This is a genomic window from Citrobacter sp. JUb117 (genome assembly GCF_024809055.1).
GTDB classification, from domain to species: domain Bacteria; phylum Pseudomonadota; class Gammaproteobacteria; order Enterobacterales; family Enterobacteriaceae; genus Citrobacter; species Citrobacter gillenii.
In genome coordinates, this window is the sequence record NZ_JANUFB010000002.1 from 460,495 (window position 1) to 479,523 (window position 19,029).

The 19,029-nt window shown below is 51.4% G+C and carries 18 protein-coding genes; 9 read left to right on the plus strand and 9 right to left on the minus strand.

Annotation, left to right across the window (positions count from 1 at the left end; genetic code table 11):
• Positions 1-464: 464 nt before the first annotated feature.
• Entirely contained in the window at positions 465-1,403 is a 939-nt protein-coding gene (lrhA, locus tag M2374_RS06020) for a transcriptional regulator LrhA (protein ID WP_117343408.1), read from the minus strand.
• 924 nt (positions 1,404-2,327) lie between these two features.
• Here lrhA and alaA point away from each other — a divergent pair.
• Positions 2,328-3,545, plus strand: coding sequence for an alanine transaminase AlaA (alaA, locus tag M2374_RS06025; protein WP_096756369.1), 1,218 nt, complete (start codon positions 2,328-2,330; stop codon positions 3,543-3,545).
• A gap of 207 nt (positions 3,546-3,752) precedes the next feature.
• Positions 3,753-4,352 carry a 5'-deoxynucleotidase gene (yfbR, locus tag M2374_RS06030; protein WP_181688914.1) on the plus strand — a complete coding sequence of 200 codons (600 nt, stop codon included), beginning with the start codon at positions 3,753-3,755 and terminating at the stop codon, positions 4,350-4,352.
• Between the two features lie 120 nt (positions 4,353-4,472).
• Here yfbR and M2374_RS06035 read toward each other — a convergent pair whose 3' ends face one another.
• The 4 genes from M2374_RS06035 to yfbV form a co-directional block, all read right to left on the minus strand.
• Positions 4,473-6,305: an SLC13 family permease gene (locus tag M2374_RS06035; protein WP_135911680.1), complete on the minus strand. Its 1,833-nt coding sequence runs from the start codon at positions 6,303-6,305 to the stop codon at positions 4,473-4,475.
• Positions 6,306-6,382: 77 nt separating this feature from the next.
• Positions 6,383-7,060, minus strand: coding sequence for a sugar phosphatase (locus M2374_RS06040; protein WP_117343406.1), 678 nt, complete (start codon positions 7,058-7,060; stop codon positions 6,383-6,385).
• The gene (locus M2374_RS06045) at positions 7,053-7,547 is read right to left on the minus strand and encodes a YfbU family protein (protein WP_096756365.1); all 495 of its coding nucleotides are present in this window, start codon (positions 7,545-7,547) and stop codon (positions 7,053-7,055) included. Before M2374_RS06045 ends, M2374_RS06040 begins: the two co-directional genes overlap by 8 nt.
• 83 nt (positions 7,548-7,630) lie before the next feature.
• Complete coding sequence (gene yfbV / locus M2374_RS06050; protein ID WP_045445597.1) at positions 7,631-8,086, minus strand: terminus macrodomain insulation protein YfbV; 456 nt, start codon at positions 8,084-8,086, stop codon at positions 7,631-7,633.
• Between the two features lie 340 nt (positions 8,087-8,426).
• Between yfbV and ackA the strand changes: the two genes are divergently transcribed.
• From ackA to yfcC, 3 genes are all read left to right on the plus strand, one after another.
• Complete coding sequence (ackA, locus tag M2374_RS06055) at positions 8,427-9,629, plus strand: acetate kinase (RefSeq protein ID WP_115257905.1); 1,203 nt, start codon at positions 8,427-8,429, stop codon at positions 9,627-9,629.
• A 75-nt stretch (positions 9,630-9,704) separates the two neighbouring features.
• Complete coding sequence (gene pta / locus M2374_RS06060) at positions 9,705-11,849, plus strand: phosphate acetyltransferase (protein ID WP_096756363.1); 2,145 nt, start codon at positions 9,705-9,707, stop codon at positions 11,847-11,849.
• Positions 11,850-12,063: 214 nt separating this feature from the next.
• Entirely contained in the window at positions 12,064-13,584 is a 1,521-nt protein-coding gene (yfcC, locus tag M2374_RS06065; protein ID WP_117343405.1) for a putative basic amino acid antiporter YfcC, read from the plus strand.
• 81 nt (positions 13,585-13,665) lie between these two features.
• On the opposite strand, the gene yfcD is transcribed toward yfcC, so the two are convergent.
• Genes yfcD through yfcF form a run of 3 tightly spaced genes read right to left on the minus strand, consistent with a single transcriptional unit; the run spans position 13,666 to position 15,528 of the window.
• Positions 13,666-14,220, minus strand: coding sequence for an NUDIX hydrolase YfcD (yfcD, locus tag M2374_RS06070; protein ID WP_096756361.1), 555 nt, complete (start codon positions 14,218-14,220; stop codon positions 13,666-13,668).
• Between the two features lie 56 nt (positions 14,221-14,276).
• Positions 14,277-14,828: a phosphodiesterase gene (gene yfcE / locus M2374_RS06075; RefSeq protein WP_137362127.1), complete on the minus strand. Its 552-nt coding sequence runs from the start codon at positions 14,826-14,828 to the stop codon at positions 14,277-14,279.
• Positions 14,829-14,883: 55 nt separating this feature from the next.
• Positions 14,884-15,528, minus strand: a complete 645-nt coding sequence (gene yfcF / locus M2374_RS06080) for a glutathione transferase (protein ID WP_115257901.1) — start codon at positions 15,526-15,528, stop codon at positions 14,884-14,886.
• A 134-nt stretch (positions 15,529-15,662) separates the two neighbouring features.
• Here yfcF and yfcG point away from each other — a divergent pair, with 134 nt between their 5' ends.
• The 4 genes from yfcG to M2374_RS06100 all read left to right on the plus strand — a co-directional run bounded on the left by yfcG (position 15,663) and on the right by M2374_RS06100 (position 18,217).
• Positions 15,663-16,298 carry a GSH-dependent disulfide bond oxidoreductase gene (gene yfcG, locus M2374_RS06085; protein ID WP_181689115.1) on the plus strand — a complete coding sequence of 212 codons (636 nt, stop codon included), beginning with the start codon at positions 15,663-15,665 and terminating at the stop codon, positions 16,296-16,298.
• 54 nt (positions 16,299-16,352) lie between these two features.
• Positions 16,353-16,715, plus strand: coding sequence for a dihydroneopterin triphosphate 2'-epimerase (gene folX, locus M2374_RS06090; RefSeq protein ID WP_096756358.1), 363 nt, complete (start codon positions 16,353-16,355; stop codon positions 16,713-16,715).
• 19 nt (positions 16,716-16,734) lie between these two features.
• Positions 16,735-17,628, plus strand: coding sequence for a TIGR01777 family oxidoreductase (locus tag M2374_RS06095; protein ID WP_096756357.1), 894 nt, complete (start codon positions 16,735-16,737; stop codon positions 17,626-17,628).
• 70 nt (positions 17,629-17,698) lie between these two features.
• Positions 17,699-18,217: a GNAT family N-acetyltransferase gene (locus M2374_RS06100; protein ID WP_137362126.1), complete on the plus strand. Its 519-nt coding sequence runs from the start codon at positions 17,699-17,701 to the stop codon at positions 18,215-18,217.
• Positions 18,218-18,248: 31 nt separating this feature from the next.
• On the opposite strand, the gene hisP is transcribed toward M2374_RS06100, so the two are convergent.
• Positions 18,249-19,022, minus strand: a complete 774-nt coding sequence (gene hisP, locus M2374_RS06105) for a histidine ABC transporter ATP-binding protein HisP (RefSeq protein WP_096756355.1) — start codon at positions 19,020-19,022, stop codon at positions 18,249-18,251.
• Positions 19,023-19,029: the final 7 nt, after the last annotated feature.

Below are 19,029 nucleotides of genomic sequence, written 5' to 3' on the forward strand. Positions count from 1 at the left end.
ACTTTAACAAAAGTTTCCTCACATTATTTTACACCAATTCAGTATCATTAACATAAAGTGCTATTTAGACTCATTTCAGTCCTGTCATTAGCCAATTTTAATGTTGTTGAATCGTGTCCGTAGTGAAGTAAAAAAGATAATACACCTCTATTTTGACAGGAATTCGTGCAGATGCCTCCCCCTAAATGTGAGTATTTTCTTGATCTGTGACACGCTTTTGTTAATCCATCATAAAAAACAGCAACAATTTCTCTAGTTTTTTAACATGAAAATAATAGGCCCTTCTTTTGTTTGTTTTTTGCTCAATTTAATCAAAAATCTTTTACCTACTGATTTTATTCACTTTTCATTTACAAACGGGCCATAGACTGCCTGTTTTGTATAAAAAAAGAGCCACTGGAAGTTATTTCATCTTTAGTGGCTCTTTTTTGCACTTACATTTTAAAACGATTATTTGTGACGCATTACTCAAAGTCACCTTCAACGATCAGCGAATCATCTCCCCCTTCAGGGGTAAACTGATTGTATTGCCATGGGTTTTGGTACGTTTGCATCGACTTAAAGATAACCTGAGCTAACTCGTTTTGCGTGCTGGTATCGCAGCACAGCAGGTATTCGGTTTCTGGCAACGGTGGCAAACCATCCACCGCACCTAACACGCGCAAGTCCGGACTCATCATTTCTACCGGACGGGCAGTGACGCCCAATCCTGCTTTTACTGCAGCGCGAACCGCAGGCAATGTTGACGCCACATAGGCCAAACGCCACGGGATCTGCGCAGCATTTAGCGTAGACAGCACGATATCGCGAAACGGGCTGGGATCGTCCAGCAGGACCAGCGGCACCGGTTCCCCTTTTTGCAGGATGTATTCAGCCGCACAATACCAGTGCGTCGGAGAGGTACGCAGATTCAGGCACTCGAAATCCCCAGGGCGGTTGGTGGTCACCACCAAATCCACTTCCTGTGACTTCAGCATATCCACCATAAAGGCGTTACGCTTGACCCTCACATCCAGCGCAAGCTTCGGATAAACCGAACTGATGCGGTTGAGCAAAAACGGCAGTATCGTATCGGCGGATTCATCAGAGGCGCCAATAGTTAACACACCCTGAAGATTATTGAACATTAATGATGAGCAAGCCTCATCATTGAAGCGCAGAATTTTTCTGGCGTAACCCAACAGCTGGATACCATGTTCCGTCAGCAGTTTGTTACGTCCATGGCGCGCGAACAACTCTTTCCCGACAAGTTGCTCGAGGCGTTGCATTTGCTGGCTCACCGCAGACTGAGTGCGACATACCGCAGCAGCCGCAGCCGCGAAAGTATTCAGATCGGCAACAGCAACAAACGTTCTCAGCAGATCGAGATCGAGGTTAATTATCGGACGATTTGCATTTATCATAAATTTTCACTTACTCGCGGGTCATTCCGGGTTAATGCTGTGCATTCAGAAACAAAAATTCCATTTGTAATGTGCCTGCCTCGTAGTTTCACTTAGTGTAACTAAGTGAAAATAAGGATGTATTAGATGTAACAACTGAAACAACCCTCTTACTTCGCTATATAATGCGCCGCATGGCTCATCAGAATATAGCAAAGAGAAAGCGCCATTTTTTAGCTACAGGCAGATTCTTACTAATGGAAAACATGTAAATTTTGTAAATATGAAAAAATAGTTTATGGACGTCAATTTACACATTAAAATCTAATTTTTCAGTATGTTATGGTCAACGTGTCAGCATTAGAATTATCAAAGAACATACGCTACACACCATTTCATGGGACTTATCTTAACCCAAAACCACTATATTTATAAGTGTTATCGTGAATAATCTGATGCGAAAAGGCGTTATGTCAGACTATCCATTTTCGTATTATTAACGCATTCAATGAGCGCTGTTTAAATATTAAATAATAATTAATTAAAACTTCCATCATTCATTAATTATGCTTAACAATAGATTCACACTGCAGCGCTGACCGATCATGCCGATAACAGGCAGTGGAGATAAGTGTTCCGTATTTCCGAATTCTTCTTTTCACCCCAGAGAACGATTGCTTTCGTGCCCGATACATAACTATTTCTTACCAGATAAACGACCACAACACTGGCATCACATCAAAACAGATAACTACGAAATATATATTAATAAGAATAAAACTCTAAATTATAATGATTTAACAGCCATTAACGGTTGATTATAACTGCATAGTTCATCAAAATCTTCTGCTAAAGACCCTTCAAAATGCACCGTTGGAAGAGTACATTGTTCTGTGCTGACTTCCACGGCAGGGAGTGGCATTCACAGCTAAAAGGTCAAGATTCATGTCCCCTATTGAAAAATCCAGCAAATTAGAAAATGTCTGTTATGACATTCGTGGCCCGGTTCTGAAAGAAGCAAAGCGTCTGGAAGAAGAAGGCAATAAGGTTCTGAAACTGAACATCGGCAACCCAGCGCCATTCGGGTTTGAAGCACCGGATGAAATTCTGGTTGATGTGATCCGTAATTTGCCTACCGCGCAAGGGTATTGTGACTCAAAAGGCCTTTATTCCGCCCGCAAAGCCATCATGCAGCATTATCAGGCACGTGGGATGCGCGATGTTACCGTGGAAGACATTTATATCGGCAACGGTGTTTCCGAATTGATCGTGCAGGCGATGCAGGCATTGCTGAACAGCGGGGACGAAATGCTGGTACCTGCGCCTGACTATCCGCTGTGGACGGCGGCGGTATCGCTTTCCAGCGGTAAGGCTGTGCACTACCTGTGTGATGAATCCTCTGACTGGTTCCCGGACCTCGACGATATTCGCGCCAAAATTACCCCTCGCACGCGTGGGATTGTTATTATCAACCCCAACAACCCTACCGGCGCAGTCTATTCTAAAGAGCTTCTGCTGGAGATTGTTGAAATTGCACGTCAGCATAATCTCATTATCTTTGCTGACGAGATTTACGACAAAATTCTTTATGATGACGCAGAGCACCATTCTATTGCCCCGCTGGCACCAGACCTGCTGACTATCACCTTCAACGGCCTGTCAAAAACGTACCGTGTTGCGGGTTTCCGTCAGGGCTGGATGGTACTGAACGGACCGAAGAAACACGCGAAAGGGTATATTGAAGGTCTGGAAATGCTAGCGTCTATGCGTTTATGCGCCAACGTTCCAGCACAGCATGCTATTCAAACCGCACTGGGCGGATACCAAAGCATTAGCGAATTCATCATGCCTGGCGGACGTCTGTATGAACAGCGCAACCGTGCCTGGGAATTACTCAACGACATTCCCGGCGTTTCTTGCGTGAAGCCGCGCGGCGCACTGTACATGTTCCCGAAAATTGACGCCAAACGCTTCAATATTCATGACGACCAGAAAATGGTTCTCGACTTCCTGTTACAGGAAAAAGTGCTGCTGGTGCAGGGCACAGCCTTCAACTGGCCGTGGCCGGATCACTTCCGTATCGTGACGCTGCCGCGTATTGACGATATCGAAATGTCGCTAAGCAAATTTGAGCGCTTCCTGTCTGGCTATCACCAGCTGTAAGTCGAAAATCAGCAACCATAATACTCTAAATAATTCGAGTTGCAGGAAGGCGGCGACGCAATGAATCCCCAGAAGCTTACAAAAGTAAGTGACTGGGGTGAATGAGGAAAGCCAACGCGCATGCAACTTGAATTATGACGAGTATTTGCATCTGACAGCCTTCTCTGCGCAAAATGACTCTTAGGTTGCCATCATATAAGGGTCGTTATGAAGCAGAGCCATTTTTTTGCCCACCTCTCCCGTCTGAAACTCATTAACCGCTGGCCGCTGATGCGCAACGTGCGCACCGAAAACGTATCTGAACACAGTCTGCAAGTCGCGATGGTTGCGCATGCGCTGGCGGCAATCAAGAACCGCAAGTTCGGCGGTCAGGTTAACGCGGAACGCATTGCCCTGCTGGCGATGTACCACGATGCCTCCGAAGTGCTGACCGGTGACCTCCCGACCCCGGTGAAATACTTTAACTCGCAAATCGCCCAGGAATATAAAGCCATTGAGAAAATTGCCCAGCAGAAACTGGTCGACATGGTACCCGATGAACTGCGCGATATTTTTGCGCCGTTAATTGATGAACACGCCAGCAGCGAAGAAGAGCGCGCGATTGTTAAACAGGCCGATGCGCTTTGCGCCTATCTGAAGTGCCTTGAGGAACTTTCAGCCGGAAATAATGAGTTTATGCTTGCGAAAACGCGGCTGGAAAAAACGCTGGAATCGCGTCGCAGTGAAGAGATGGACTATTTCTTAGACGTATTTGTACCGAGTTTCCATCTCTCGCTGGATGAAATTAGCCAGGACTCGCCATTGTAAATTTGCGGCGACGTTGCCTTTGTAGGCCGGATAAGACGTTTACGTCGCCATCCGGCATCATGCCTGATGGCGCTACGCTTATCAGGCCTACAAGACCCGCGAAACGACACCAGGGAAGCATTAGAACGGAAACAGCATCGGGATCATCACAATACAGACCACCATGACAATCAGTGTAAACGGCACGCCAATCTTCACGAAGTCGCTGAAGCTGTAGTTACCCGGTCCCAGTACCAGCGTGTTAACCGGTGACGATACCGGCGTCATAAAGGCTGCAGATGCCGCCATCGCAATGACCATCGCAAAAGGATACGGTGAAACGCCCATCGACTTCGCTGCCGCCAGTGCAATCGGCGCCATCAACACCGCCGTCGCGGTATTCGAAATAAATAACCCGATGGTGGCGCACAGTACGAACAGACAGCCCAGCATCATGTACGGCCCGTATCCCCCACCCACGTCCATCAGGCCTTTCACTACCAGATCGACGCCACCGGTTTTTTGCAGGGCCAGCGCAAAAGGCATCATTCCGACAATTAAAATAATGCTCGGCCAGTGAATGGCTTTATACGCACTTTCTGCGTCAATACAGCGGAATTTACCCATCAGCAGGCAGGCGATAATCGCAGCAACCGTATTGGGGATTTCATCGGTCAGCATCAGGGCAACCATCAGGACCAGGCAGAAAATCGCATGCGGTGCCTGGCTGTGCGCCGGAGACGCTTCACTGACCTCAACGGGCATATTCAACACCACAAAATCGCGTCCCTTTTTCCCCAACGCGGTGATCAGTTTCCAGTTACCCACGACCAGAATAATATCGCCCATCAGCAGCGGCTCATTGACGACCGCCCCGGCTAGCGCCGCGCCATCACGCTTTAATCCGACAACGTTAAGTCCATAGCGGGTACGAAATCCAATCTCCCGCACCGTTTTACCGATCAATTCCGATTCCGGGATCAGCGAAATTTCCGCCATACCCACATCCAACGCCTGCTCGGAGAAATATTCGCCGCGCAGCACCATCGGCTCCAACAACTGCTCGCTACAAAATTCGCGCAGGTCGACATCGGCTGAAGACATATCGATCAACAAAACATCACGGGCACGAAACTCAGAAACACCGTTTACGTCAACAATGACGCGGCGAAAACGACGCCAGCGCTCAACGCCAATGACGTTCGCCCCGTAGCGTTCACGCAGTTTTAAATCGTCCAGACGTTGACCAATCATCGGTGAGCCGGGGCGAATAGCCAGTCGGCGCGCACGTCCAGTAAGGCGATATTCTTTGATCAAATCGCGAAAAGTCCGGCGCTTCCAGACATCGCCCTGCTGACCGGCATCATCGCCCTTCAGCATAAAGCGCATCAGCAGCATATAAATAATGCCGAGCACCAGCACCACCAGACCCAGCGGCGTCACGCTAAAGAAGCTGAAACCGTTAAGCCCTTCGCGCAGGAGTTCACTGTTGACGACCAGGTTAGGCGGCGTTGCCACCAGCGTCATCATGCCGCTGATCAATCCGGCAAAGCTGAGCGGCATCATCAAGCGTGAAGGTGAGGTTTGCATGCGCATGGAGACGCTTAAGACAACCGGGATAAAGATAGCGACAACGCCGGTAGAACTCATGAACGCGCCGAGTCCGGCGACGGTTATCATCAGCAGCACCAGCATTTTAACCTCGCTGCTGCCGGCGACCTTCACCAGCCAGGCCCCCATCACGGTCGCCACCCCGGTGCGCACCAGGCCGTCGCCAATAATAAACAGAGCGGCTATCAAAATAACGTTAGGATCGCTGAAACCGGAGAAGGCCTCAGAAATGCTCAGCGTTCCACTCAAAACAAAAGCAATAATGACCAGCAAAGCGACCGCATCCATACGCACTCTGCCCGTCGCAAACAAGACCACGGCAACTGCCAGCAATGAGAGAACCCAGATCAATTCACCGTTCACAACATATCCTTGTTAAATGAGAGGGATGGACCGATTCTGCCATAAAAAAGCCCCAACAATCTGGGGCTAAATCATGTTCAGGTATTTCTTACAACGACCACATTTCCGTTGGGTTGTTTAGTCACGGAAATATGCTCCAGACTGGTCAGCGCAAAATCGACCTCATCCAGACGCGGCGTATCCGCCGGCGCGTTCACAGCGATGACATGACACCCTGCCGCCAGACCAGAGAGCACCCCGGCTGGCGCATCCTCAACAACGGCACATTCACGCGGCGCAAGACCCAGCAGTTGCGCGCCTAACAGATAGGCGTCAGGCTCTGGCTTACCTCTTTTTACCCGCTCGGCAGTGACAAACACTTCCGGAGCAGGCAGACCCGCAACACGATGGCGCGCCCGCGCCACCGGCATGGATCCCGACGTGACGATCGCCCAGGGGATACCGGCTTTATTGAGGTGATTGAGTAAATCCACCGCTCCTGGCAGTGCGGTGATGCCTGCGGTCTCCGTTGCCTCTATTTGCTCCAGGCGCGTAAATTCTGCGGCAATATCTGCCTCTGACTTACCCACCATAAAGTGTCGCAAGGAGGTAATCGCCTGCTTACCGTGAATAAAGCCCAGCACCTCATCGTGGTCAAGCCCAAAACGATCGGCCCAGTTGCACCATGCACGTTCTACCGCAGGTAAGGAATCGACCAGCGTACCATCCAGATCAAACAGAAAGCCTTTGCACTGCACGCTCGCCCCCTCAGGCATTAATGATTTGGTTAATTTCATTCGCGCTCAGGTGGTACTGACGCGGGCAAGAATGCCAGACACTCAACATACGCTGATATTTTTCCCACATCGGCGTCTGGGCGTTAAAGCCATGCGTACCGGCATCAAAGTGGGTATAACGCCCTTCCACATTGACCATAAAACGCACGTATCCGAGGAAGCGCGCTTCCGTTGCGGCATCAAAACCCAAAAATGTGACGCGGCGCTCATCAATGGACTGGGCGTCTTTAAGGTTAGTCCAGGAAACGTGTAATGCGTGATACATCTCCATGATATCGATAATGGTGCGGCAGGTTTCTTCCGTCAGCTCACCAAACTCACGATCGAGCTCGCGCATCTGCAAGCCATAACCGCGTTCAATAATCGTCTGTAAACGACGATAACGCTCGGCGTTGGTTGGATCGAGCATAGTCATCATTTTGTACTGGTTAGATAAAATGAGACGTTGAGCGTTGGTCATTTCCATTTGGGACTCCTGTATCACTACTGCTGCGATGAAAAAAAAGAAGGCATCTTATGCCTTCTTTTATATGCGTAATCAGGGGTCAATTACAAATCATCGAGAAAAGTTTTATCCAGTTGTTTGAAGGCGCGCTTAAGCGTGTCAGCTAGCGCTTGATAATCAGGCTTCCCTTCCACCGGAGCTAATGCCTGGCCGGCCTCTTGTAATTTACCCCGGACTTCATAAAACCAGTTGAGAATCGAGGGCGGCAACGGCGTAACGGAACGTTTACCTAACCACCACATGCCCTGCATCGGCAGGCTGAGCGCAAACAGCGCGGTCGCTACGGCCGGTCCCAGTTGCCCACCCAGCGCGATTTGCCAGCACAGGGTAAAGACGGCAATCGGCGGCATAAAACGGGTCGCGTAACGCGTCATACGGATTACGCGATTCTCAACAAATACGGGCGCCAGGCGCTTTTCCATCGGCCACGTCTTAGCGTAGTGCTGCCCCCGGCGAAACAAACTGAAAAAATTTACGGAGCGATTATCCGGTGTCGACATGGCGGTTACCTCAACTTCACATATAAAATTTAAAAAATTTGTGCAAAACAACAACTGCAAAGGACATCGTTCAAAACATTTTGTCTTCGATACCCACAATCAGGTATCCTGTGTCGGCCTGTAAGGCCTTTAGTCCAAAATCATTGAGTCGTCAAATTGGCATACAGTATGCCATTGGCTGAAAAATACGCAAAATGACATAGACTCAAAGGTATTTATTCCATCATGCCCAAAAAGACAACGGCGCATGATGTTAATCATAAACGTCGGTGTCATCATGCGCTACGCTCTTTGGCTCCATGACGTTTTTTTAGCCACGTATCCATAAATAGGTACTTCCATGTCGAGTAAGTTAGTACTGGTTCTGAACTGCGGTAGCTCCTCACTGAAATTTGCCATCATCGATGCAGTAAACGGTGAAGAATACCTTTCTGGTTTAGCCGAATGTTTCCATCTTCCAGAAGCACGTATCAAGTGGAAAATGGACGGCGGTAAACAAGAAGCGGCTTTAGGTGCAGGCGCCGCTCACAGTGAAGCGCTGAACTTCATCGTTAACACTATTCTGGCACAAAAACCGGAATTGTCCGCGCAATTGACTGCGATTGGTCACCGTATCGTACACGGCGGCGAGAAGTATACCAGCTCCGTGGTTATCGATGATTCCGTTATTCAGGGCATCAAAGATTCTGCCTCTTTCGCACCGCTGCACAACCCGGCTCACCTGATCGGTATTGCAGAAGCGCTGAAATCTTTCCCTAATCTGAAAGACAAAAACGTGGCCGTGTTTGACACCGCGTTCCATCAGACTATGCCGGAAGAATCTTACCTCTACGCTCTGCCGTACAGCCTGTACAGAGAGCACGGTGTTCGTCGCTATGGCGCACACGGCACCAGCCACTTCTTCGTCACTCAAGAAGCGGCAAAAATGCTGAACAAACCGGTTGATGAACTGAACATCATCACTTGCCACCTGGGCAACGGTGGTTCTGTGTCTGCTATCCGTAACGGTAAATGTGTTGATACCTCCATGGGTCTGACCCCGCTGGAAGGTCTGGTGATGGGTACGCGTTCCGGTGACATCGACCCGGCGATCATCTTCCATCTGCACGACACCCTGGGCATGAGCGTTGACCAAATCAACAAAATGCTGACCAAAGAGTCTGGCCTACTGGGCCTGACCGAAGTCACCAGCGACTGCCGCTACGTTGAAGACAACTACGAGACCAAAGAAGACGCTAAACGTGCAATGGACGTTTACTGTCACCGTCTGGCGAAATACATCGGTTCTTACACTGCACTGATGGACGGTCGTCTGGATGCCGTCGTCTTCACCGGTGGTATCGGTGAAAACGCCGCGATGGTTCGTGAACTGTCCCTGGGCAAACTGGGCGTTCTGGGCTTTGACGTTGACCACGAACGTAACCTGGCCGCGCGTTTCGGCAAATCTGGTTTCATCAACAAAGAAGGTACCCGTCCTGCGGTGGTTATCCCAACCAACGAAGAACTGGTTATCGCGCAAGACGCGAGCCGTCTGACTGCCTGATTTCACACCGCCAGCCTAGCTGGCGGTGCTGTTTTGTAACCCGTCGAAATCGACGGTAACGAAAGAGGATAAACCGTGTCCCGTATTATTATGCTGATCCCTACCGGAACCAGCGTCGGTCTGACCAGCGTCAGCCTTGGCGTGATCCGTGCAATGGAACGTAAAGGCGTAAGTCTGAGCGTCTTTAAGCCGATCGCTCAACCGCGTGCCGGTGGCGATGCGCCAGACCAGACTACTGCGATTGTCCGTGCGAACTCGTCTCTGCCAGCCGCTGAGCCGCTGAAGATGAGCCACGTTGAGTCTCTGCTCTCCAGCAATCAGAAAGATGTGCTGATGGAAGAGATCATCGCAAACTATCACGCGAACACCAAAAATGCTGAAGTGGTGCTGGTTGAAGGCCTGGTCCCAACCCGTAAGCACCAGTTCGCTCAGTCTCTGAACTACGAAATTGCGAAAACGCTGAATGCGGAAATCGTCTTCGTAATGTCTCAGGGCACTGACACCCCGGAACAGCTGAACGAGCGTATTGAACTGACTCGCAGCAGCTTCGGCGGCGCTAAAAATACCAACATCACCGGCGTTATCGTTAACAAACTGAACGCACCGGTTGATGAGCAGGGCCGTACTCGCCCGGATCTGTCCGAAATTTTTGACGACTCCTCCAAAGCGAAAGTGGTTAAAGTTGACCCGGCTAAACTGCAAGAATCCAGCCCGCTGCCGGTTCTGGGCGCGGTGCCGTGGAGCTTTGATCTGATCGCCACTCGTGCAATCGATATGGCGCGTCACCTGAACGCCACCATCGTTAACGAAGGCGATATCAATACCCGTCGCGTGAAGTCTGTGACTTTCTGCGCACGCAGCATTCCGCACATGCTCGAGCATTTCCGTGCCGGTTCTCTGCTGGTGACCTCTGCCGATCGTCCTGACGTGCTGGTTGCAGCATGCCTGGCGGCAATGAACGGCGTAGAAATCGGTGCTCTGCTGCTGACTGGCGGTTACGAAATGGACGCGCGCATTACAAAACTGTGCGAACGTGCATTTGAAACCGGTCTGCCGGTATTCATGGTAAACACCAACACCTGGCAGACCTCCCTGAGCCTGCAGAGCTTCAACCTGGAAGTCCCGGTTGACGATCACGAGCGCATTGAGAAAGTTCAGGAATACGTTGCTAACTACATCAACGCTGACTGGGTTGAATCCCTGACTGCGACCTCTGAGCGCAGCCGTCGTCTGTCTCCGCCAGCGTTCCGCTACCAGCTGACTGAGCTGGCGCGTAAAGCAGGCAAACGCGTAGTTCTGCCAGAAGGCGACGAACCGCGTACTGTTAAAGCGGCAGCTATCTGTGCTGAACGTGGTATCGCGACCTGCGTACTGCTGGGTAACCCGGATGAAATCACCCGTGTTGCAGCGTCTCAGGGCGTTGAACTGGGCGCAGGCGTAGAAATCGTTGACCCGGATGTGGTTCGCGAAAGCTACGTGGCCCGCCTGGTCGAACTGCGTAAAAACAAAGGTATGACTGAAACCGTTGCCCGCGAACAGCTGGAAGACAACGTGGTTCTCGGTACCCTGATGCTGGAGCAGGACGACGTTGACGGCCTGGTTTCCGGTGCTGTTCACACCACCGCAAACACCATTCGCCCACCGCTGCAGCTGATCAAAACTGCACCGGGCAGCTCTCTGGTGTCTTCTGTGTTCTTCATGCTGCTGCCGGATCAGGTTTACGTTTACGGCGACTGCGCGATCAACCCGGATCCGACTGCAGAACAGCTGGCAGAAATCGCCATCCAGTCCGCAGACTCCGCAACGGCCTTCGGTATTGAACCTCGCGTAGCGATGCTCTCCTACTCTACCGGCACCTCTGGTGCAGGTAGCGACGTTGAGAAAGTCCGCGAAGCAACGCGTCTGGCTCAGGAAAAACGTCCAGACCTGATGATCGACGGTCCGCTGCAGTACGACGCCGCTGTTATGGCTGACGTTGCGAAATCTAAAGCGCCGAACTCTCCGGTTGCAGGTCGCGCTACCGTGTTCATCTTCCCGGATCTGAACACCGGTAACACCACCTACAAAGCGGTACAGCGTTCTGCCGACCTGATCTCCATCGGGCCGATGCTGCAGGGTATGCGCAAGCCGGTGAACGATCTGTCTCGTGGCGCGCTGGTAGACGATATCGTCTACACCATCGCACTGACCGCGATCCAGTCTTCCCAGCAACAGCAGTAATTTGCTGCGTGTGTCGGATAGTGGCGCCAAGCGCCTTATCCGGCCTACACATCATGCTCATGAAAGCCGGAAATAGCTGATATTTCCGGCTTTTTTATCTCCGCAATTGCAGTCGCAAATTCTGAAAATTTTGCTTAGCTGCGCTGCATCAATGAATAACTATTCTTCTCTTCTCATACTTAGTCTCTTTGCTTTGCAACAGGGATAGTCTGTCATGTCTGCAGTTACAGAATCACAATCCGCGAAAAAATGGGCTATGCCCGATACGCTGGTGATTATTTTTTTCGTCGCTATTTTAACCAGCCTGGCCACCTGGGTTGTTCCCGTCGGCATGTTCGACAGTCAAGAAGTGCAGTACCAGGTTGATGGGCAAACCAAAACCCGTAAAGTGGTCGATCCCCACTCTTTTCGCATTCTGACCAACGATGCCGGCGAAGAGCAGTATCACCGGGTGAAATTTTTCACCACCGGCGATGAAAGTCCCGGGCTGATGAATTTTCCGTTCGAAGGGTTAACCTCCGGCTCTAAATTCGGTACTGCCGTTGGCATCATTATGTTTATGCTGGTGATCGGCGGCGCGTTTGGCATTGTTATGCGCACCGGAACCATTGATAACGGCATCCTGGCGCTCATCCGCCATACCCGGGGTAACGAGGTCTTGTTCATCCCGGTGCTGTTTATCCTCTTCTCATTGGGTGGCGCGGTCTTTGGTATGGGAGAAGAGGCGGTCGCCTTTGCCATTATCATCGCCCCACTCATGGTGCGCTTAGGTTACGACAGTATTACCACCGTGCTGGTGACCTACATTGCCACCCAAATCGGCTTTGCCAGTTCATGGATGAACCCGTTCTGTGTGGTTGTCGCACAGGGCATTGCAGGCGTCCCGGTACTCTCCGGCTCTGGTTTACGTATCGTGGTGTGGGTCGTTGCCACAATGATTGGCCTGACTTTTACGCTGGCCTACGCAACACGCATCAAGAAAAACCCCCTGCTATCCCGCGTTCATGAATCAGACCGTTTTTTCCGCGAACAGCAGGACGAGGTGGTAGAGCGACGCTTCACGCTGGGTGACTGGCTGGTACTGATCGTCCTCACTGCGGTAATGATCTGGGTTGTCTGGGGCGTTATCGTCAACGCATGGTTCATTCCTGAAATCGCCAGCCAGTTTTTCACTATGGGTCTGGTGATTGGCATTATCGGCGTTGTCTTCCGGCTCAACGGAATGACGGTTAACATCATGGCTTCCTCATTCACTGAGGGGGCACGCATGATGATTGCCCCGGCCCTGCTGGTCGGTTTTGCCAAGGGGATATTACTGCTGGTTGGTAATGGTGAGGCAGGCGATGCGAGTGTGCTGAATACCCTGCTGCACAGCATTGCCAACGGCATTAGCGGCCTGGACAATGCCATTGCGGCGTGGTTTATGCTGCTGTTCCAGGCGGTATTTAATTTCTTCGTCACTTCCGGTTCGGGTCAGGCAGCGCTCACTATGCCACTGTTAGCGCCTCTGGGCGATCTAGTCGGCGTAAACCGTCAGGTGACCGTGCTGGCCTTCCAGTTTGGTGACGGATTCAGCCACATTATCTATCCAACATCAGCATCATTAATGGCGACGTTAGGCGTTTGCCGGGTGGACTTCCGTAACTGGCTGAAGGTAGGTGCCACACTGCTGGGCCTGCTGTTTATTATGTCCAGCGTGGTGGTGATTGGTGCGCAGATAATGGGGTATCACTAATTCACAACGCCGGTTGGCGATGTCAAAGCGTGTCACCCGGCCTACCCGATTGCATTACTGGGTAGGCTGGATAAGCGGTGTTTACTCCGCCTCTTCCTGTTTTTCGGCTTTCGCCCCTTCATTCTTGGCGTTGCGGGTCATCCACAGCGCCAGCGCTTTCAGCGAGTCCGGTGTGAACTCATCACAGCGCGCGGTAATTTCTTCCGGCGTTAGCCAGCAGACTTCGCTAATTTCTTCTTCCTGCAGCGCGAACGGCCCGTGGGATACGCAGCTAAACAGCCCTCCCCATACGCGACAGTGTTGGTCCTCAAAATAAAACTGACCGTGTTCAGCAAACGGTACGCCTGCAATGCCCAACTCTTCTTCCGCTTCACGGCGGGCAGATTCAAGCATTTGCTCATCAGCCTGAACAACACCACCCGCGGTAGCATCCAGCATGCCGGGCAAAAAATCTTTTGTCTCGGTACGACGCTGAACCAGAATTTTGCCCATACCATCATGCACGACGATATACGTTGCGCGATGACGTAAGCGCTGCGCCCGCATTTGTTCACGGCTGGACTGTGCGATGACTTCATTGTCTTCATTCACAATATCCACCCATTCCGTACTTGCCAAACGATGCTGTTCCACCATCAGGAAACCTTCTTTTTTCTAGCGCTCTTACGGCGCGTTTACGTTTGTGGGGTAACTTACGGATTAATCTCGATCTGCGCAATGATACTTTGATCATTGAGTGCCATTACGCTGAGAACATTATCATCCAGAATCCCGTAACTTGCCGTAAAACCCCCTTTCGGAATACTGACCGAGCCGGGGTTAAAGTGGTAAATATCACCACGCTTCTCGGCAACCGGCAGATGCGTATGCCCATAAATCAGCACATCACCCGCATTCAGCGCCGGGAGGTTTTCCGGGCCATAAAGATGCCCATGCGTCAAAAAGAGCCGCTGATTATCCATCAGAACCTGCTGCCATGGCGCAGTTATTGGAAAATCCAGGAGCATCTGATCCACTTCGCTATCGCAATTACCGCGTACCGCAATAATACGTGACGCCAGCGCGTTCAAGCGGTCAGCAACCTGCGCAGGTGCATAACCTTGTGGCAGCGCATTACGCGGTCCGTGGTTTAAAATATCACCCAATATCACCAGCCATCGCGCCCCGCTTTGGGCAAACAGTTCAAGTACGCGCTCCGTGGCTGGCAACGACCCATGAATGTCCGATGCGAACATCAGCTTCATCACTCACTCCTCGTCGTATAATACCGTTTAATGATACTGGATTATCGCTCGATTATCAGCAGGAACGCTTCGCTGAAAGCGCGATAAAACGTTGTACCGAAGCCCGCTGCCACTGGAAGGTGGCGTAGTCTGCTAACGCCTGTGGAACGTCATCTCCGTTTAGCACCAGACGATTAAGCATTAGCGCTAAATCACAATCTGCGATACACCATTCGCCAAATAAATTTTGTTTCCCATGAGCAAGCAAACTTCCCGCCGTGGCGAACAATTTTTCTGCGCTGGCTTTACCCGCTTCACTCAACGGCGCTTTCTTCACCCCAGCAAACACAACGTCCGTGGAACGTTCTTCACGAATAGGCATCAGGTCGCTGCGGATCCACGCCTGAACCTGGCGGGCACGCGCGCGTTTTTGCACATCATGCGGATAGATGCGTTCCCACTGCGGCGGCGAGAAGGTCTCTTCCAGGAACTCGGCAATCGCCGATGATTCGCTCAATTCAAAACCGTCAATCTCAAGAACCGGGACGCGACGCGTCAGCGCATATCCTTGCCAGGCGGGTTGTAAATGCTCGCCCGCACTGAGATCAACGGTTTTCAGCGTAAAAGGCAGCCCTTTCTCCTGTAGCGCAACGTAAACGGACAACACATAGGGGGAGAAAAAGTTGGCATCTGACCACAGCGTAATTGCAGGTTTGCTCATAATGACCTCGGGATTGGATTGGCTAGCTTTCAAAATATAGAGTCTTTCTCACCCTGTCACTTGATGAAAACTCACGCACGCCAACAGGCTCTATACTTGTCATGACCCGGTTCATCACTCAACGGACGCTGAAAATGATCGACCTCTACTACACACCAACGCCCAACGGTCACAAAATCACGCTGTTTCTCGAAGAGGCGCAGTTGAAATACCGTCTGATTCCTGTCGATATCAGCAAAGGGAATCAATTTCATCCGGATTTTCTGCAGATCTCGCCGAACAATAAAATCCCGGCCATTATCGATAACGCCCCGGAGGACGGCGGTAGGCCGCTCAGCCTGTTTGAATCGGGTGAAATTTTGCTCTATCTGGCAGAGAAGAGCGGCAAGCTGCTCAGCGGTGAATTACGCGAACGCCACACCACGTTGCAGTGGCTGTTCTGGCAGGTGAGCGGTCTGGGTCCCATGTTGGGCCAGAATCATCATTTTAATCATTTTGCACCCCAAACCATCCCTTACGCCATTGAGCGCTATCAGGTTGAAACTCAGCGTCTGTACAACGTGATGAACAAACGTCTGGAAATGTCCCCCTGGTTAGGTGGCGATCACTACAGCATTGCGGATATTGCTTGCTGGCCGTGGATTCATGCTCATCAGCGTCAGCGTATCGACCTCGATACCTATCCGGCGGTTAATAACTGGTACGAACGCATTCGTACCCGTCCCGCCACGGAACGTGCGATGCAGCACGCGCCGAGTGAGAACCGGTAACGCGATTCGATTCTCGTGTATCATTAAGAGGTTCATACATGGAGGAAACCTGCAATGTCACAACCTGACGCAATTATTCGTATAAAAAACCTTCGTCTGCGCACGTTTATTGGCATCAAAGAAGAGGAGATCCTGAACCGTCAGGATATCGTCATTAACATCGCCATCCACTACCCGGCAGACAAAGCCCGCGCCAGCGAAGATATCAACGATGCGTTGAATTATCGCACCATTACCAAGAGCATTATTTCGCACGTAGAGAGTAACCGCTTCTCATTGTTAGAAAAATTAACCCAAGATGTGCTCGATATCGCACGCGAACATCACTGGGTCACTTATGCTGAAGTAGAGATCGATAAACTTCACGCATTGCGTTACGCCGACTCCGTGTCCATGACGCTGAGCTGGCAGCGTTAATCGTTATCCGGGAGGCAATATGCAGATTCTGATTACCGGTGGTACTGGCCTGATTGGACGCCATCTGATCCCCCGTTTGCTGGAATTGGGGCATCAGATAAGCGTTGTAACACGTACCCCTGATAAGGCCCGTCAGATTCTGGACTCCCGGGTTACGCTGTGGAAAGGGCTGGAGGACAGGCCCAACCTCAATGGCATCGACGCGATTGTTAACCTTGCCGGAGAGCCCATCGCCGATAAGCGCTGGACGGCTGAGCAAAAGGAGCGTTTGTGCCAAAGTCGCTGGGGTATCACCCAGAAACTGGTCGATTTAATCAACGCCAGCGATACGCCACCGACGGCGTTGATCTCAGGTTCGGCTGCCGGATACTACGGTGACTTAGGTGAAGTCGTCGTCACGGAAGAAGAACCGCCGCACAATGAATTTACCCATAAGCTCTGCGCCCGGTGGGAGCAAATTGCCTGCGGCGCGCAAAGCGATAACACGCGCGTATGCCTGCTGCGTACCGGTGTCGTACTGGCACCTGCGGGCGGTATCCTCGGAAAAATGGTTCCGCCGTTTCGCCTTGGTCTGGGCGGCCCCATCGGTAACGGACGTCAGTATCTGGCCTGGATCCATATTGATGATATGGTCAATGCGATCATCTGGCTGCTGGATAACGATTTGCGTGGCCCATTCAATATGGTCTCGCCGTACCCGGTGCGTAATGAGCAATTTGCCCATGCGCTGGGCCATGCGCTGAATCGCCCTGCTGTCTTACGCGTTCCCGCAACCGCAATGCGCTTGCTGATGGGGGAATCCTCGGTGCTGGTTCTCGGCGGTCAGCGCGCATTACCTAAGCGGCTGGAAGCGTCTGGTTTTGCGTTTCGCTGGTATGATTTAGAGGAAGCACTGGCCGACGTCATTCGATAAGCGCGAAGACTGTTCACTGTCGCCATTACGGTGGTAAGGTTATAAGCCTGACTTCTGTAATGGCGAATTTATGGCGATAATTACCACCCCGCGACTTATCCTCTCCCCGTTTCAACCGACTGACTGGCCGTTTTTCCTGCGACTACGCGAAAACCCGGACATCATGCGCTTTATGGGCACTATCTCCCCGATAAAAGAAACACGCCTGCTGTTCGCCCGGCGCCTTAATGCACCCCATACGTTTGTCATCCGCCAACATCATGACACGACTCCGCTCGGTGATATTGGTTTGCAGATTAGTCATCACTTTCCGCAAGAGGCTGATATTGGCTATTGCATTATTTCACGCGCTCAGGGAAAAGGGATTGCCAGTGAAGCGGTACGCGCGGTGTGCGACTATGCCTTTGAACACGCTGGCGTAATGGCGATAAACGCGTGGGTGCTGGCGGACAACAAAGGCTCGGTACGCATACTGGAAAAGACCGGTTTTGTGCGCACACAGGTGCTCGAGCAAGCCTATGAAGTGAATGGTGTGCATTATGACGACTGGGGTTATCGTCTGGAGTGCGGGAAGCCGAAGGCCCGGTAAGCAACAAAAACGCCACCGGGCAATCAAGCGCTTATTTCAGCGATCCTTTAAGGAACTGCTGTAAACGTGGACTTTGCGGATTACCGAAGACCTGCTCCGGATCGCCTTCTTCTTCAATTTTCCCCTGATGCAGGAAAATCACGTGCGTGGAGACATGACGGGCAAACCCCATTTCGTGGGTGACGACCACCATGGTTTTCCCCTCTTCGGCCAGCTGTTGCATGATACGCAATACTTCCCCCACCAGCTCTGGGTCAAGCGCTGACGTCGGTTCATCAAACAGCAGAACCTCCGGCTCCATAGCCAGCGCGCGCGCAATGGAGACACGCTGCTGCTGACCACCGGACAGGTGCACCGGATACTTACCCTGAGCGCGTTCATCAATACCCACTTTAGCCAGATATTTCACCGCACGCTCGCGGGCTTCCTGCTTGTTCAGCCCTAATACCTGAATCGGCGCTTCCATGACGTTTTCCAGCACCGTCATGTGGCTCCACAGGTTAAAGTGTTGAAAGACCATGGTCAGGCGCGTACGCAGCAGGCGCAGCTGATTTTTGTCCGCCACCTTAAGCTGACCGTCTTTGTCACGGACCAGGCCAATGTTCTGACCGCTGACCACAATCGACCCGGCGCTCGGTTTTTCAAGAAAGTTAATACAGCGCAGGAACGTACTTTTGCCAGAGCCTGACGAGCCGATAATACTGATCACATCACCCGCATTGGCCTGCAGCGATACCCCTTTCAGCACTTCATGTTCGCCGTAGTGTTTGTGTAAATCGATAACGTTTAATTTATTCTCAGACATCATGTTC